General features: G+C 56.5%; 15 protein-coding genes and 1 tRNA gene. 9 read left to right on the top strand and 7 right to left on the bottom strand.

Annotation, left to right across the window (positions count from 1 at the left end; translation table 11 throughout):
* Positions 1 to 157: 157 nt before the first annotated feature.
* From prfB to J0F90_RS19840, 3 genes are all read left to right on the top strand, one after another.
* A protein-coding gene (gene prfB / locus J0F90_RS19850) for a peptide chain release factor 2 (RefSeq protein WP_096242572.1) occupies positions 158 to 1,256 on the top strand; the annotation gives its coding sequence in 2 pieces (ribosomal slippage) (positions 158 to 232 and positions 234 to 1,256; 1,098 coding nt in all).
* 9 nt (positions 1,257 to 1,265) lie between these two features.
* Entirely contained in the window at positions 1,266 to 2,783 is a 1,518-nt protein-coding gene (lysS, locus tag J0F90_RS19845; protein WP_004931697.1) for a lysine--tRNA ligase, read from the top strand.
* Positions 2,784 to 2,930: 147 nt separating this feature from the next.
* Positions 2,931 to 3,004, top strand: a tRNA-Gly gene (locus J0F90_RS19840).
* Between the two features lie 201 nt (positions 3,005 to 3,205).
* Here the strand turns inward: J0F90_RS19840 and J0F90_RS19835 are convergent.
* Complete coding sequence (locus J0F90_RS19835) at positions 3,206 to 4,516, bottom strand: MFS transporter (RefSeq protein ID WP_033639479.1); 1,311 nt, start codon at positions 4,514 to 4,516, stop codon at positions 3,206 to 3,208.
* A gap of 84 nt (positions 4,517 to 4,600) precedes the next feature.
* Positions 4,601 to 5,551, bottom strand: a complete 951-nt coding sequence (locus J0F90_RS19830) for a 2-hydroxyacid dehydrogenase (RefSeq protein ID WP_033639480.1) — start codon at positions 5,549 to 5,551, stop codon at positions 4,601 to 4,603.
* Between the two features lie 571 nt (positions 5,552 to 6,122).
* Here J0F90_RS19830 and J0F90_RS19825 point away from each other — a divergent pair.
* The 4 genes from J0F90_RS19825 to J0F90_RS19810 all read left to right on the top strand — a co-directional run bounded on the left by J0F90_RS19825 (position 6,123) and on the right by J0F90_RS19810 (position 10,600).
* Positions 6,123 to 6,593, top strand: a complete 471-nt coding sequence (locus J0F90_RS19825; protein ID WP_033639481.1) for a NanQ anomerase/TabA/YiaL family protein — start codon at positions 6,123 to 6,125, stop codon at positions 6,591 to 6,593.
* 376 nt (positions 6,594 to 6,969) lie between these two features.
* The gene (locus J0F90_RS19820; RefSeq protein WP_033639482.1) at positions 6,970 to 7,557 is read left to right on the top strand and encodes a sugar dehydrogenase complex small subunit; all 588 of its coding nucleotides are present in this window, start codon (positions 6,970 to 6,972) and stop codon (positions 7,555 to 7,557) included.
* Positions 7,554 to 9,206: a GMC family oxidoreductase gene (locus J0F90_RS19815; protein ID WP_033639483.1), complete on the top strand. Its 1,653-nt coding sequence runs from the start codon at positions 7,554 to 7,556 to the stop codon at positions 9,204 to 9,206. Before J0F90_RS19820 ends, J0F90_RS19815 begins: the two co-directional genes overlap by 4 nt.
* Entirely contained in the window at positions 9,203 to 10,600 is a 1,398-nt protein-coding gene (locus tag J0F90_RS19810; RefSeq protein ID WP_033639484.1) for a c-type cytochrome, read from the top strand. Before J0F90_RS19815 ends, J0F90_RS19810 begins: the two co-directional genes overlap by 4 nt.
* A gap of 119 nt (positions 10,601 to 10,719) precedes the next feature.
* On the opposite strand, the gene J0F90_RS19805 is transcribed toward J0F90_RS19810, so the two are convergent.
* The 3 genes from J0F90_RS19805 to J0F90_RS19795 form a co-directional block, all read right to left on the bottom strand.
* Positions 10,720 to 11,712, bottom strand: a complete 993-nt coding sequence (locus J0F90_RS19805) for a LacI family DNA-binding transcriptional regulator (protein WP_004931713.1) — start codon at positions 11,710 to 11,712, stop codon at positions 10,720 to 10,722.
* A gap of 287 nt (positions 11,713 to 11,999) precedes the next feature.
* The gene (locus J0F90_RS19800; protein WP_033639485.1) at positions 12,000 to 13,232 is read right to left on the bottom strand and encodes a cysteine desulfurase-like protein; all 1,233 of its coding nucleotides are present in this window, start codon (positions 13,230 to 13,232) and stop codon (positions 12,000 to 12,002) included.
* Positions 13,229 to 13,843: a 2OG-Fe dioxygenase family protein gene (locus tag J0F90_RS19795; protein ID WP_227944643.1), complete on the bottom strand. Its 615-nt coding sequence runs from the start codon at positions 13,841 to 13,843 to the stop codon at positions 13,229 to 13,231. The genes J0F90_RS19800 and J0F90_RS19795 overlap by 4 nt, the downstream gene beginning before the upstream one ends.
* A 387-nt stretch (positions 13,844 to 14,230) precedes the next feature.
* On the opposite strand from J0F90_RS19795, the gene J0F90_RS19790 reads away from it, so the two are divergent.
* Both J0F90_RS19790 and J0F90_RS19785 read left to right on the top strand, forming a co-directional pair.
* Positions 14,231 to 14,707, top strand: a complete 477-nt coding sequence (locus J0F90_RS19790) for a hypothetical protein (protein ID WP_004931717.1) — start codon at positions 14,231 to 14,233, stop codon at positions 14,705 to 14,707.
* A gap of 3 nt (positions 14,708 to 14,710) precedes the next feature.
* On the top strand, positions 14,711 to 15,319 hold the full coding sequence (locus J0F90_RS19785; RefSeq protein WP_016929955.1) for an OmpA family protein: 609 nt from the start codon (positions 14,711 to 14,713) through the stop codon (positions 15,317 to 15,319).
* A 188-nt stretch (positions 15,320 to 15,507) separates the two neighbouring features.
* Here the strand turns inward: J0F90_RS19785 and J0F90_RS19780 are convergent, their stop codons facing one another.
* Together J0F90_RS19780 and J0F90_RS19775 are read right to left on the bottom strand one after the other, a co-directional pair.
* Complete coding sequence (locus tag J0F90_RS19780) at positions 15,508 to 15,846, bottom strand: hypothetical protein (RefSeq protein WP_015378954.1); 339 nt, start codon at positions 15,844 to 15,846, stop codon at positions 15,508 to 15,510.
* A gap of 135 nt (positions 15,847 to 15,981) precedes the next feature.
* Complete coding sequence (locus J0F90_RS19775) at positions 15,982 to 16,551, bottom strand: HdeD family acid-resistance protein (protein ID WP_004931723.1); 570 nt, start codon at positions 16,549 to 16,551, stop codon at positions 15,982 to 15,984.
* Positions 16,552 to 16,610 lie beyond the last annotated feature (59 nt).

Raw genomic sequence — 16,610 nt, 5'->3', positions numbered from 1 at the left:
GAACACAATTCGGGGATTGGGCTCTCCAATCCCCGGCATCCTTCCCGATCGCCACAAAAACTGACCAACTCGCTATAAACTGCCGCCCGGATCCGTTAGAATTAGCGGTTCCAATGGCATTCCGCCATCGACGACATCAACGTAAAAGAACGAAACCATGTTTGAAATTAACCCGGTAAAAAACCGAATTCAGGACCTGTCCGAGCGGACTGCGGTTCTTAGGGGGTATCTTTGACTATGATGCCAAGAAGGAACGCCTAGAAGAAGTCAACGCCGAGCTGGAGCAGCCGGACGTTTGGAACGAGCCGGAGCGCGCGCAGGCGCTCGGCAAAGAGCGCGCCGCGCTGGAAGCCATCGTTGAAACCATCGATCAGCTGGAGCAGGGCGGCGAAGACGTCGGCGGGCTGCTGGAACTGGCGGTGGAAGCCGACGACGAAGAGACCTTCAACGAAGCGGTCGCCGAGCTGGATCAACTGATGAGCAAGCTGGATCAGTTGGAATTCCGCCGCATGTTCTCCGGCGAGTACGACAGCGCCGACTGCTACCTGGATATCCAGGCCGGTTCCGGCGGCACTGAAGCGCAGGACTGGGCCAGCATGCTGCTGCGCATGTACCTGCGCTGGGCCGAAGCCAAGGGCTTCAAGACCGAAGTGATCGAAGAGTCCGACGGCGACGTCGCGGGCCTGAAATCGGCCACCATCAAGATCATCGGCGACTACGCGTTCGGCTGGTTGCGCACTGAAACCGGCGTGCATCGCCTGGTGCGCAAGAGCCCGTTCGACTCCGGCGGCCGTCGCCACACCTCGTTCAGCTCGGTGTTCATCTACCCGGAAGTGGACGACGATATCGATATCGAAATCAACCCGGCGGATCTGCGTATCGACGTGTACCGCGCCTCCGGTGCGGGCGGTCAGCACGTCAACAAAACCGAATCCGCCGTACGTATTACTCACCTGCCAACCAACATCGTGGTGCAGTGCCAGAACGATCGTTCTCAGCATAAGAACAAGGATCAAGCGTTTAAACAGCTGCGAGCCAAGCTGTACGAGTTTGAGATGCAAAAGAAAAATGCTGATAAGCAGACGATGGAAGACAACAAGTCCGACATCGGCTGGGGCAGCCAAATCCGTTCTTACGTGCTGGATGACTCCCGCATCAAGGATTTGCGCACCAACGTCGAAACGCGTAACACGCAGGCCGTACTGGATGGCGACCTGGATAAATTCATTGAGGCAAGTTTGAAAGCCGGGTTATGAGGAATAGAAATGTCTGAACAACAAGTACAGGGCGCCGATCAGGCGCTGGATCTCAATAACGAACTGCAGTCCCGCCGCGAGAAACTGGCCGGCCTGCGTGAGAACGGCATTGCGTTCCCGAACGACTTCCGTCGCGATTCCACCTCCGACAAACTGCACGCTGCATACGGCGATAAAGACAACGAAGAGCTGGAAGCGCTGGGCGTAGAAGTGACCGTCGCCGGCCGCATGATGACCCGCCGCATTATGGGCAAGGCATCCTTCGTCACGCTGCAGGACGTGGGCGGCCGCATTCAGCTGTACGTCGCGCGCGACGATCTGGCTGAAGGCGTGTACAACGAGCAGTTCAAGAAGTGGGACCTGGGCGATATCCTCGGCGCGCGCGGCAAGCTGTTCAAAACCAAGACCGGCGAACTGTCGATCCACTGCACCGAACTGCGTCTGCTGACCAAAGCGCTGCGTCCGCTGCCGGATAAATTCCACGGCCTGGCGGATCAGGAAACCCGTTACCGCCAGCGTTACCTGGATCTGATCGCCAACGAAGAATCGCGCAACACTTTCAAAGTGCGTTCGCAGGTGATGTCGGCTATCCGCAACTTCATGGTGGAACGCGGCTTCATGGAAGTCGAAACCCCGATGATGCAGGTGATCCCGGGTGGCGCGTCCGCGCGCCCATTCATCACTCACCACAATGCGCTGGATATCGACATGTACCTGCGCATCGCGCCGGAACTGTATCTGAAGCGTCTGGTGGTCGGCGGCTTCGAGCGCGTGTTCGAAATCAACCGCAACTTCCGCAACGAAGGCGTTTCTCCGCGTCATAACCCAGAGTTCACCATGATGGAACTCTACATGGCTTACGCGGATTACAAAGACCTGATCGAGCTGACCGAGACCCTGTTCCGCACCCTGACCGAGAAAGTGCTGGGCACCTCTCAGGTGCAGTACGGCGATGAAGTGTTCGACTTCGGCAAGCCGTTCGAGAAGCTGACCATGACCGAGGCGATCAAGAAATACCGTCCGGAAACCGATCTGGCTGACCTGGCCGACATGGGCAAAGCGGTGGCCATCGCTGAATCCATCGGCATCAAGGTTGAGAAGAGCTGGGGTCTGGGCCGCGTCGTGACCGAGATCTTCGAAGAAGTGGCGGAAAGCCATCTGATTCAGCCGACCTTTATCACCGAATACCCGGCTGAAGTGTCGCCGCTGGCGCGCCGCAACGACGTGAACCCGGAAATCACCGACCGCTTCGAGTTCTTCATCGGCGGCCGTGAAATCGGCAACGGCTTCTCCGAGCTGAACGACGCCGAAGACCAGGCGCAGCGCTTCGCCGATCAGGTGAACGCCAAAGACGCCGGCGACGACGAAGCGATGTTCTACGACGAAGACTACGTCACCGCGCTGGAGCACGGCCTGCCGCCGACCGCCGGTCTGGGCATCGGCATCGACCGCATGGTGATGCTGTTCACCAACAGCCACACCATCCGCGACGTGATTCTGTTCCCGGCGATGCGCCCACAGAAATAATTCCGTTTAGCGTGAAACAACCGGTGCAGGCAACTGCGCCGGTTTTTTTTCGCCCACTGAACTTAACCGCTTAAAACATCGGCAGTTACGCGCCATCTCCGCTTGCCCGCCGCCGATAACCGGTTATAATGCCTGTCGCACACCGATGCGGGTGTAGTTCAATGGTAGAACGGCAGCTTCCCAAGCTGCATACGAGGGTTCGATTCCCTTCACCCGCTCCAAAATCTCCCTATGCATCACCCCATTGAGTTATAACCGTTTTCAGAAAAGCTGATTCTCAACGATGCATCACCGTTTGGTGCGGGTTGATGTGTGAGTCGCTCAAGCCATTGGCCTGGCATTTAACCGCGATAACACAACGCGCCGCCCAATCCTGACGCGGGTGTGAGCCGCCGTCGCTGCCCACACCGCGTTATTGCCGCTCAACTCCATTTCTGTTTGGCCCCGGATGGCAGGCGGTTATCCGTTTCTTCGCAGGTGCGATCGCATTCTTTCGGCAGCAGGAAGGTGATACTTCCCGCCAGCAGCAGCGATGCCGCCAGCGCGCAAACCGCGGCGTTCTGTCCGTACAGATAAATCATGACGCCGACCAGATAGGGGCCGCAAAACCCACCGAGGTTGCCCAGTCCGTTGATCACCCCGCGAGCGCTGCCCGCCACTTCTGCCGCCGCAATGCGTCCGGGAATTGACCAGAAGGGGCTGGTCGCCGCTTTAAGGAAGAAGCCGCACACCACCAACGCGATATAGGCGGCCACCACGTGCTCATGCAGGATCACCGAGGCTATCAGCGCCGCCGCAAAACAGTACAGGGAGATCCTGACCCACAAACGGCGTTTACCGCTGCGATCGCTGAACATCGAAATCACATAAATCCCCGCCAGAGTGGCAACAAACGGCAGGATCGCCAATACCCCAACATTGGCCATGCTGCCACCGGTCAGGTTTTTCAAGATGGTGGGCAGCCACAACGTATACCCATAGTCCCCGGTCTGGTAAAAGAAATTCAGCACGACCAGACGCATCAATCCCTTGTTGCGGAACACCGCTTTTAGCGGCGCTTTGGCCGCCGGCGCCATCCCTTCCCGCGCTTTGCGCTCCCGGGCCAGTTCGGTCAATAAATAGTCGCGTTCCTTCGCCGGCAGCCAACGCGCTTCTTCCGGGCGGTCACTGATCACCAGCCACCAAATGGTCAACACCACGATCGACAATAAGCCTTCGATAATGAACAGCCAGCGCCAGTCGAGGGCGGCAATAATCGCGCCGGAAACCGGGGCGGTCAGCATCCCTCCTAGTGGGGCAAACATCATGACAAAGGCATTGGCCCGGCCCAGTTCTTTTTCCGGGAACCAATTGCTGACCATGGTCAGCACGACGGGCAACATTCCCCCTTCGGAGATCCCGAGAATAAAACGCAGCACGAGCAGTTGATATTCATGGGTGACGAACCCGGTGGCAATAGAGACAACCGCCCAGGCCACGAGCGACCAGGCGATAAAACGTTTCCCGCTACCGTAAACCGCAAGTCGTCCGCCAGGGATTTGCAGAAATAAATAACCAATAAAAAAGATACCGCTGGCCACGCCAGCCATCTGGCTGGTAATGCCTAAATCCTGTTCCATGCCGCCCGGCAGAGCAAAGCTGATATTAACGCGATCCATAAATGAAATAATGCAGGTGATAAGGATCGGCGCGATAACCCGCAGCCAGCGAGTTCCTGGTATTTTATCGGTCATAATAGCGTCTCGATGATATCCGCCATTCACAAAGGATATTGTGTCGGCGGATAAAATGATCATTCGTAACTCAAACGATCATTTTTATTTAATTAACCCAGGAATATCCTGATGTGAAAAATAACCTGCCAGATTATCCAAAACGGATTGGCTCATTCCCTGACGTGTTTCTACGGTAGCGCTGGCCACATGGGGTTGAAGCAGAACATTCTCGAGCGCAAAGAACGCTGTCGGGACATGGGGTTCGTTTTCAAAGACGTCCAGAGCGGCCCCGGCGATAACATGATTTTGTAACGCCTTTATCAGCGCCGCCTCATCGACCAGGCTGCCGCGGGCGATATTGATAAGCCAGGCGCGTTCGGGCATGGCGTTAAATACGCTGGCATCAACAATCCCGCGGTTTTCCGCACTGCCGGATGCCGCGATCACCAGGAAATCACTCTGTGCTGCGAGCGTGTGCAGATCGGCGCACCACTGGTAATCCAGGCCGTCTTTGCGCTGGCGGTCAGTATACAGGATGGTCATATCGAAGCCTTTCGCCCGGCGGGCGATGGCTTGGCCAATATTCCCCATGCCGAAAATACCGATGCGTTTACCGCTCACTTTGGTCGCCAGCGGTGGCGGCGTCGTTTCCCAGCGGCCTTCGCGTACAAATCGGTCCCCTTGGCAGAGGCGGCGGCTGGCGGACAGCATTAGCCCCATCGCCAGATCGGCCACATCATCGGTCAGCACGCCGGCGGTGATCCCGACGCTGATATGGCGTTCCCGGGTGTAGTTGAGATCGATAGCGTCAGTTCCCACGCCAAAGACGGCAATCATGCCCACCTGCGGCAGCTGTTCCAGCGTCTCCCGGGTTACCCCCACATCACCACGGGTGACCACCGCCTGAACGTCTGCGCCATGGCGAACCAGGAAGGCTGGAATATCTGATTGTTCATAGAGACGGAATACCCGGTAACGGGCGTCCAACGCGGCCTGTAAAGCATCCATCACCGGCGCGATAAGCAAAATGGTAGGTTGAGTGTCAGTGTGCATCGTTGCGATCCTGTCTGAAAAATAGGGGATACCCTGTATCAGACGTTTTTTTACCGCTTATTTTTGCGATCTGCATCACGCCAAAGAGTGTTAAAAAAGCATGTTACTGCTGGCGTGATCTCGTGTGCAATTTCATGGCTTCTGTCAGTGACTATCGGGGCAAATAACCCATTATGCCCGTAGGAGGAGAATGCGAAATCGATCGGTTTTGGCGAGAGCGGTGAATAACCAGTGATTTTCTGCCGTAGATCACAGGATAAGTAACGTTGTTTCGTAACACTTAATTAAGTGACTTTTGTCACAGTTTTAAGCGGCTAAAAACCGTGAGATAGGCCATGACTTATTTCACCATGCCGAATAGCCTTTCAGGTGGAGTTTACTCACAGTGGAGATAGGTTGTAAATATTAGAAACAAAGCGGTTTGCTTTGTTGCTTATTCATAGTGGCGCCCGTAGAGCGAACTAATAGCGATTCTACCGTAATTACGCCGAGATTGCGTGTTGCCATAAAACTACCCAGCCATTGTTTTTATCAGTGAAATACCGAACCGATATCTACCAGAGAAAGTATTATGATAATTGATGCCTTAACCACTGCCGTAAATAATAGATTCTATCCGGCAGCCATTCGAAAAATGCTGGCCAGCATTATTGAAAGTGAGCCGTACAATTTACCTGTCGGCCACTATCAGGTGCAGGGTAAACAGATGTTCTTTAACGTCGTTGAAGGGGAAACCAAACTATTGGCCGACCAGAAGCCGGAGTTTCATCGCCAGTATCTGGATATCCATCTTGTCCTGGAAGGGAGAGAAGTGATTGGCGCCGGGGTTCTGGGGCTGCCTTTGCCCCTGAGTGAGCCATTTAACGAGGCGCACGACCTTGGGTTTAGCCCGGCGATCCCCGGTGAGACTCTCATCCACCTGCAACCCGGTGAACTTGCCGTTATCTTTCCGGGGGAGCTGCATCGCCCGATGAGTACCTGCACAACACCGGCAGTTCTGCGCAAAATTGTGGCGAAAATCGACGGCGCCCTGCTGACGTAGCAAAACGTTCAGCGGCGGCTGGTATCGCTACTTCAGGCTGCCCGGCGGAAAGCCTCGCTCATCCGCCGTCTGCCGCGATTCCGAAGAATACGCCTTTCCCGTCAACGCCATAGCCCCTAACTTTTAAAAATTGAGTTGGGTTGAATAAATTTACGGCAGAGATTACGCCGTATTATTTACAGGGATATTTGCTTCAGGTTCAGATTACATCATTAAAGGCCGTGAGTTTACCTCTGTCGTAGATGTAGCCAATCTCATAACGCCTTGATCTTTTAATGCGATTCCTCCCCATTAGCACAATTTTTTATTTTGGTTTGCCTGCGTTCTGATAGATATTAAAAAAACTATATAAAAATAAATTATTTCGGAGCTAATAATGTCGTTGCAAATCGTGCTTACCCGCAGGGAGGCGCTGGGGAAAATGGTGGGCGTCATCGTCGCCGCCAGCCTGTTGCCTTATTCAAATATAACCTATGCCGAACGGGCGCAAATTGCCGCCTCGCCCGTTGAATACGCGCAATTTTTACAAATTTCGAGAAGAATTACCGAGTTTGACGATTTGGACGTCACACTCTCCGCCCGCTATTTTTCCGCACTGCGCGAACATTTTCCGCAGTTGAACTCGCAACTCAACGCCCTGTTCATCCTGAGCCAGCAAGCCACCGATGCGGAAACCTTGAACCGACATGCGATTGAACAGGGGCAAAGGGAGCTTATCCAGGCGATCGTGACCGCGTGGTATACCGGAACCGTAGATCCTTCAAGCGCCGAGCAGGGGCAGTTGATTAGTTATAAAGAGGCGCTGATGTATCGCACGGTTCAGGATGCCCTGATTGTGCCGACCTGGTGCAATTTTGGCCCGCTGTGGTGGACCGGCTTGCCGCCGGGCGTTACCCGCCAACCTTCCATTCCCACAACAGATTTGCCTGCCGTAGCCGATAAAAAATATGAGGATCGCGTGTGAAAAGCCCAATAATTAATGCTTCCGGCGATGCAGAGGCCGATGTCGTCATTGTCGGTTCCGGTATTGTGGGCGGTCTGATGGCGGATGCTTTGGTGAGCCAGGGCTACTCGGTGCTGGTACTTGAGGCAGGCCCGCGCATTGAGCGCGCACAGGCTGTGGAAAACTGGCGCAATATGCCACTGCACAATCGTGCGGGGTCGGATTTTCAGGGGCTTTACCCGCAATCGGAGTACGCCACCGCGCCGCTTTATTTCCCGGAGAACGACTATATCAAACTGACCGGCCCCAATGGCTCAGGCTTTAAACAGGGCTATTTGCGTGTGGTGGGGGGAACCACCTGGCACTGGGCCGCTTCTTGCTGGCGCAACCATCCCAATGATTTTCGCATGAAATCCCTCTATGGCGTGGGGAGAGACTGGCCTATTTCCTACGAAGATATCGAACCGTGGTACGCGAAAGCCGAAGAGGAAATAGGCGTTGCCGGCCCGAATAATCCGGAGTGGCAGTCCCCTGCGGAACGCAGCGGGCCTTACCCGATGGACATGGTGCCCTGGGCCTACGGCGACAGACGCATTGCTGAGATTGTTAATCCTCACGGCTTTAAATCGGTGCCCATTCCGCAAGGCCGCAGCACCCGGCCCTGGAATGGACGGCCCACCTGCTGCGGCAATAACAATTGCCAGCCGATTTGCCCGATCGGAGCCATGTACAACGGCATTCACCACGTTGAACGGGCCGAACACAAGGGGGCGAAGGTGATCCCCGAGGCGGTGGTGTACAAAATTGACACCGACGACAATAACCGCGTCACCGCCGTTCACTGGTACGACACGGCGCATAACTCCCATCGGGCGATCGGTAAAGCGTTCGTTCTGGCCTGCAATGGGATTGAGAACCCGCGCTTACTGCTGCTGGCGGCCAACGAAAAGAACCCGAACGGCATCGCGAACAGCTCGGATCAGGTGGGGCGCAACATGATGGATCACTCTGGCCTGCACTGCTCCTTCCTGGCGCGAGAGGCCCTATGGGTTGGCCGCGGCCCGGCGCAGAGCAGTTGCATGGTGGGGTATCGTGACGGCGCGTTCCGCAGCGACCACTCCGCCAACAAGATCATCATCAACAACATCAACCGGGTGATCCCCTCCGCCCTTGAAGTACTGAAATCGGGCAAGGTCGGCAAGGCGCTGCAGGATGAAGTGCGCGATCGCGCCAGCCGCTCGGTGGATCTCTCCATTAGCCTGGAACCGCTGCCGGATCCGAACAACCGTCTTACTCTGAGCTCCACCCGCAAAGACAAGCATGGCCTGGCCTGCCCGGACATCCACTACGACGTCGGCGATTACGTGCGCAAAGGGCTGGAAGTGGTCAAAATCCAGCTACGGCAGATTGGCGACTTGTTCGATGCGCAAGAGTTTGTGATTAACGACAAGCTGAATGCCAACAACCACATTATGGGCGGCACGATCATGGGCAGCGATCCCACGAACTCGGTGGTGAACGGCAATTGCCGCGCCCACGATCATGACAACCTTTGGATCCCGGGTGGAGGCGCCATGGTTTCAGCCAGCGTTGTCAACACCACGTTGACGATGGCGGCGCTTGGACTCAAGGCGGCCAATGACGTACTTCGAGCCCTGGAGAGCAAATGAATAAAATCACCCATTCGCTGGCAGCGACGCTGCTGCTGGGAAGCGGCTTCGCGGCGCATGCCCAGGACGGCGATCTGATCGCTAAAGGGCAAGCGCTGGCTATCGCCTCGGACTGCATGGCCTGCCATACGAATACGCAGCAGCAGGGCAAGCCTTTTGCCGGGGGGTACGGCATTGCTTCTCCCATGGGCACTATCTACGCCACGAATATAACCCCATCGGTAAAATACGGCATCGGCGGCTATTCTGAAGCGGCGTTTGCCGACGTTCTGCGCTCGGGGATCCGGCAAGATGGGACGTATCTCTATCCGGCAATGCCCTACACCGCCTACACCCGTCTGAGTGATGACGAGATCCACGCGTTGTATACCTATTTCATGCATGGCGTTGCCCCGGTCGATGAGCCACCCAAGCGCCAAACCGATCTGCCGTTTCCGTTCAACATCCGCCTCTCCATGGCGGTGTGGAACATGCTTTATTTGGATAATCGGCGTTTCACCCCGGATGTGACGAAAGGTGAGGCGTGGAACGAGGGGGCCGCGCTGGTGCAGGGGCCGGCTCACTGCGGAACCTGTCATACGCCGCGTAATGTGCTGATGGCGGAAGACAATTCGCGCTTCCTGATGGGGGCATCGTTGGGTTCTTGGTACGCGCCGAATATCACCGCCGATCGCCAGGAAGGGATCGGCGACTGGAGCGAGCAGGAGTTAGTGAACTATCTGAAAACCGGTCGGGCGGAAGGGCGCGCACAAGCTGCGGGGCCAATGGCTGAAGCCGTTGAGCACAGCTTCCAATACCTGACCGACCGGCAGCTGCAGGCGATTGCAACTTACCTGAAGACCGTGCCGTCACAGGGCGAGGGGCGCCAGGGCAATGGCCTCAGTCAGGCGCACTACAACGTTGAGCACCATCTCCGCGGCATGAATTCGCCCAACGCCAACCACACGCTCAATAGCGGCGAGGCGCTCTACAGCGGCTACTGCGCCAGTTGCCATCAGCCGGACGGCAGCGGCAGTTTGAACCAGGCTTACCCTTCGCTATTCAACAACTCCACCACGGCCGCGAACAACCCGTCAAACCTGATTGCCGCCATTTTGCAGGGGGTTGATCGCCGGGTTGACGGTAAGCACGTCCTGATGCCGAGCTTTGGCGCCGGTTCCTATGTCGGAGAACTGACGGATAAGCAGGTTGCCGATATCGCTAACTTCGTGCTGCAGAAATACGGCAACAGCACGCTGAGCGTGAGCGAGGCCGACGTGAGTGAGGTGCGCGCCGGGGGCCCGAAACCGCTGTTGGCGCGCGCGCAGCCGATGATTCTGCCTGGCATGGCCACCACGGCGGTCGTCATTATTCTGCTGATCCTATTCTGGCTCCGGCGCCGCAAGGCACGTTGAGGGGGAATTCGGTCAGGTGGGTGACGCCATCTGGCCGAATTTCTGGCCGGGATAGCGAGTGATGTTCTTCTGACGACGCGGGCCGCTATGGCCAGTGATGAAGTCACTGGCGGGGAAAGCTATATTGTCTCCCCCATTGACAGGCGGAAGTGGAGATCGACATGTTCAATGGTCGGCAGCCCTTTAATTTTTTTTATTATGATTTCTGTCGCCACTTTCCCCATCTCATACCGTGGCGTCAGTACGCTGGCTAACCGGGGGGTAATGATCTGCCCGATCTCAAGACCGTGAAATCCGGCAATGGCAATTTGCGCTGGAACGCCGATACCGTTTGCCAGGCATTCCTGTAACACGCCCACGGCCAGATCGTCGTTGGTACAGAGAATACCGTCCATATCCGGATACATTTGGCTCGCAAGCGTCATCATGCCTGTCCCAATCGAAATGGAAGAGATCTTATTGGGGGAAATGCGACCGGTAGGCAAATCATGGTTAGCCATTGCCTGACAGTATCCCGTGTAACGCTGTTCATCGCGGATATCAGACATTGAACCAAAATAGATAATGCGTTTTTTACCGCTGGCCAGCAACATGGTGGTCATATCGTAGCCGGCTTTCACATTATCAAAACCCACGTTAATTCGATCTGCATTGCCTGACAGCCCCATGATTTCAGCAACGGGTATTTTTGCCGCCTTCAGGAGTTTTTCCGCCCGCAGGCTATGGACCGACTCGGTCAGCAGCAGCCCTTTAATCTTAAAAGCCAGGATCGCGGCAATTTGCTCCTCTTCGCGTTTGCTGTTGTAGTCATAATTGACGACCAGCGTCTGATAACCCTGTATAGACGTCACGGATTCAATGCCGGCGAGGACATCAGCAAATATCAGATTGTTAAAAGAAGGAACCAGAACGCCGATGAGGGGAGGGCTATTGGAATAGAGGGCGGGATTGTCGGGATCGGCCTGATAGCCGACTTCCTCGATCACGGCGGCGATGCGCGCAGCCGTTTCCGGTTTAACCCTGTCCGGCGTGCGCAGATAGCGACTGACCGTCATTTTGGTGACACCAGCCAGTACAGCAATGTCATTTAACGTAATTCGCTGCGACTTCACCATTCATACTCATCTGACCCAGACCGTGTTTGTCATTATGCCCACTGCTGAGCCAAAAGAGAATGCGCGCAATGCGCTGCCTCCGCTGTATCCGGTGACAACCGCACGATGCGCCGATCCCGGCCTCTTTTCCCGTTCCGGCATTATATGTCCGTTATCTCCGCATTTCGTAACGCGGGGAAAGAAAGGCACGCATCTGCGTGCCGTGGACGCGGTGGAAGAAAAGACGGGCAGTTTGATACCTTATTCGGCCCGCCCAATAAGATGAACGGGTCGATATGGCCGGGTTAACTGAGAATATCTTCGGCGATCACGTTGAACAGCGTATCGATCTCGCCCTGAGTGTTGTAGTGCATCATGCCGATGCGCAGCACGCCGCCGTCCTGCAGCCCCAGTTGTTGCACCAAGCCCAACGCATAGAAATGCCCGCTGCCGGCGCAGATGTTGTGCTGCCCCAGGCGGCGGGCGATCGCGTCAGGCGTATGGCCGCTGAAGGTCAGGGCGAAGGTTGGCGTGCGGCGCGCGCTGTCCGCCTGGGGATTGCCGTAGAGCCGCACGCCGTCGAGTTGCTGCAGCCGTTGCAAAAAGTGACTGCACAGCGCCTCTTCATGCCGGTGGTAGGCGGCGAAGCTCTCCTGCAAGCGCTGCCTTAACGGCGCTCCGGGCGCGCCCCACTGCGCCAGATACTCGATAGCGGCCGCGACGCCGGCCAGCGCTTCGAAGCTTTGCGTGCCGGTCTCGAAACGGCCGGGGCCGACGTCGGTGGCCGGCTCGACTTTGTACGGCCGCAGGCGCTGCAGCCACTGCGGCGCGATGTAGGCCATGCCGACGTGCGGGCCAAAGAACTTGTAGGCGGAGCACACCAGGAAGTCACAGCCCAGCGCCTGCACGTCGATCAGGTTATGCGGCGCGTAATGAACGGCGTCGACATACACCTGCGCGCCGACCCGATGCGCGGCTTCAACGATGGTTTTGATATCGACGATGCCGCCGGTGACGTTGGAGGCGTAGCTGACCGCCACCAGACGGGTGTTGGCGTTGATGCGCTCACACACTTTCGCGGCATCCAATGCGCAGTCGGCGCTCTCCAGCGGTATCTGATGTACCGTGGCCCCTTTGTCGGCGGCGGCCTGCTGCCAGCTGGAGACGTTGGCGTAGTGATCCAGCGCGGTGACGATGACTTCATCGCCGGCCTGCCAGTCGCGGCTGATGATGCGGCTGAGATGAAAAGTCAGCGTGGTCATGTTCATGCCGAAGACGATGTTGTCGGGCGACGGCGCATTTAACAAGGCGCGCACCGATTCCCGCGCCTGGCCCATCACCTCGCCGGTGACCCGGCTCGAGAAATAGTGGCCGCCCAGGTTGGCGTTGTACCTTCCCAGGTAGTCGGTCATTTTTTCCAGCACGCCCCGTGAAACTTGCGCACCGCCGGGGCCGTCGAAAAAGATGGCCGGTTTGCCGTCGATCTGCTGTGACAGGGCGCTGAACTGGGCGCGGGCGAGCTCGGGGGTAAAGGTCATGCTTTCTCCCCCCGCGCGGTGAGGACAAAGAGATCCAAATGACCTTCTTCTTCCGGGCTCACGGCGTTGATCGGCGTGGCGTTGTGCCACAGTTTGCTGTCCGCCAGCAGCACGGCCTCACCGTCCGCCAGCGCTTTTTTAAAGAAAGGATCGTGGCGGCTGTCGTCATACAGCATGATTTCACCGCCGACGATGTTGTGCCGGTGAATGGCGATCATCGCGATATGGTCGAAACCGTCCTGGTGTATGCCTTCCGGCGCCACCTGGGTGTCTTTCTCGATAGCGACCACGCGCATCTGGTGGATCTCTATTTCGGCGCCTTCCGGCAGGTCGTTGCTCTCTGCAAACAGGTTGCACATCTCCGCCATGCCGGCGCTCTGCAACACGGCGCTGTCGATAGGTTCGAAGCGGCGCACCACATTGCCCTGGAAGTGGTTGATCTGATCCGACTGCATGAAAGTGCGCGGCCCTACTTCGGCGACGTTGGGGTTGAGGTATTTAACGACCGAATAACGGCGCAGGCGATATTTGCCGTCGGCGTGTTGCGTGTGGGGCAAGAAGGAGAACGATGGCATCAGCTGTTGGGTGGCTTGCGGGCTTAGTACAGTCATACTTATTACGTTTTCGTGTTTCTGTAACATAATCACCTCTAATAATAATAATTTCTGATGTTGTAGGGGGTAATTCGATTGAATTGTAGACGACTCTATAACCAACGCAATTTAGCGGTGGCGAGGTGTGACGGCGGTCGTAAAGTGGGATGAACAGCAGAGAGGATGAGCGGAAGGGAATGCTGGTATGAAGCCGTCATTCAGCAAAATAAGCGCTAACGGGGGAGAATTCATGCGCAAGCATAACGTGACCAAGGTTACGCTTTCAGGGATAACTCTCATGAATATGAGGTGCTTTACTATAATTCCGGGACAGAGTGACCGCAGTGGCATTGCCTGGTTGTTGAAAGAACAATCTTCAATTCCCCCTGAATAAGGACTCCGATCATGCAGCATGTCAGAAAATTCGTCATTTCCTGCCTGTTTGCGTCGATAATGTTCCCCGGCATGGCCTTCGCGGAAGATCCCCCCGTGACACCGTTGGCTACCGGGATCGTCAGCAGCGGCGTAGCCGAAGCGCAAGTGACCGAGGCCGTGCGCCACGGTGAAATCCTGACCATCAAAGTGCGTTTCAAAGGGTTGAAAGACAACCTTAATGGACAAGGCTTGTATAGCAGTCTGGATAAAAGCAGTCTTGAGAAATCCTTCTATATTCTGGTGGGTAATAAAAAATACCTGCTGCTTACCGATAGCAATAATGTCCCACTGGCCTCTCCCAGCGTGTCATTCAGCTCAAGTTCAGGCATTCCCTATGTCGCCACCTGGTTTGGCAGCTTCCCTGCGCCTCCACCTGATGTGAAAGAGGTGTACCTGACGATCGCCAACGTCGAGCCGCTCGGGCCGATAGCCATTACGGATCGTTGAGCGATGAACGGCCTCAGGAAAGCCGCCTGTGTGGGTGGGATGTTAGCCTTTGGGTTGGTGTCATTGGGTTCATGGGCTGACAGCGGAGAGCCGGCATCCGTGGGGAAACCGGTGATACTCGATCTTAAGGCCACCCGGCTGGATTTAGTTGGTTTGCCTTCGGGGCTGAATGCCGGCGTCCTTGATCTGCAGAGTAAGGCAGCGGATTTGGCTAAACAATCCGCCGACATTTCCGTCAGAGACAGCAAAAATGCCGTAACGTTATCGATGCGCAGCGATGTGCTGTTCGCCTTCGACAGCGATGCGATTGCTGCTAAAGCGGAGCCTGCGCTGCAACAGGTGGCGCAATTTATCGCGGCCGAACCGGTAGGGAACGTGGTGATCGAGGGGCATACCGATGCGGTGGGCAGCGATAAATATAATCGGGATCTGTCGCTGCGACGCGCACGTGCGGTGGCTGTTTGGCTGATCGCTCATGGGGTAGAAAAATCTCGTCTGAGTGAACGGGGAAAAGGGGAGGCTGAACCGGTGGCTTCCAACGACACGCCGACGGGCCGGGCCAAGAATCGGCGAGTTGACTTCGTGTTGCCGAAAACCGCTGCCGCCGGTTAACCCCGCGCCGGTGGACGTTTCCTTTGCCAAAGCCGCTTTTAAACGGGCTCCTCCCGCTGACTGCTCGCGGAGTTCAGGCTGTATGGCGTAGGGCCGGTGACGTTAATGATTGATGAACATAATCGCGTCGCCAAAAGCCTGTATCTCGCTTTCGGTTTTCGCTTTAGCGGCCCCGACAACATGCGGGGTCAGAACGTCTCGAAATACAGCTCGCGCAACAGCCAGGATATTTCGTTATTGGTGCGGTTCAGGACGTCTATTCTGTGAACCCCTATCGCTTCTGCGCGCAGATCGAGCAGCAAGTTGCGAATCTGCCGGAATAACGGGGTTTGCGGGTTGGGTTTGGCCAACTGCTGGCCGCATAGTTTGATACCGGCGTCGCAACCGGTGGCGATGTCCGTCAGGCAGCACGGGCAGGTGGTATTTTGGCGCGCCATATTGCGGCATTGTTGCCCGATTACCTGATTGAAATGGCGTAATTGCAGGCAGACTTCCCGCGAGTTCAACGGGTTGGAATGGGTTGTCATCGGTTTCAGCTCCCTTGTCTGCGCCTATATTGGCACTTACCGATGAAGATAACCACGGACAAGCCGAGGGGGTATCGCCTTGTTGTGTCTGGAAGCGACGAAATCGATGAGGCCCGCGATGGCGGGCCGGTAGAGTCAGGCGCGTTTAAACAGATTCGCCGCCTGGAACAGCGCAAAGGAGCTGACCAGCATTTCGATGCCGACGATCGCCGTCACCAGCGTGACCGACGCCGCCGGGCCTGAACCGATCAGCATCCAGGCGATGATCAAATCGAGCACGCCGATAACGAACTGCAGCCAGTTGCCCGGCAATCCGCGGCGCATATAGCCGGCCGCCAGGCGCGCGATGCCGCCGAGCGCGAACAGCACGGCAAGGTACACCGCCAGCGCCAGAATGCCCGCCAGCGGGCTGGTGATGAACACATAGCCGATAATCAGGTAAGCCACGCCCAGCAGAATGCCGCCGATCATCGGCCAGGTATTCTGCGCCCGGTTGGCGATCATGGCGATAATCAGCCCGGCGCCGCTCAACAGCAGCAGGACGCCGACCACGATGCTCAGCGCCGCGCCGGAGGCGAAAGGGTTGACCAGGCACAGTATGCCGCCCGCCAGCAGCAGGAAGGCGATGATCAGCAGGGTGGTGCGTTGCTTTTTGAGCAGTTCTTCGCTCAGGAGGGGCAGATTATTGCGATCAAGGTTTAGCATGTTACAGCTCCATTCTCTTTGTTGCGATCCTCGGGGGCACTCTATTTTTCCGAGCGCTC

The sequence above is a fragment of the Serratia marcescens subsp. marcescens ATCC 13880 genome (assembly GCF_017299535.1).
GTDB classification, from domain to species: Bacteria; Pseudomonadota; Gammaproteobacteria; order Enterobacterales; family Enterobacteriaceae; genus Serratia; species Serratia marcescens.
Note: the sequence above shows the minus strand (reverse complement) of the source record. Positions and strands in the feature narration are given on the sequence as shown.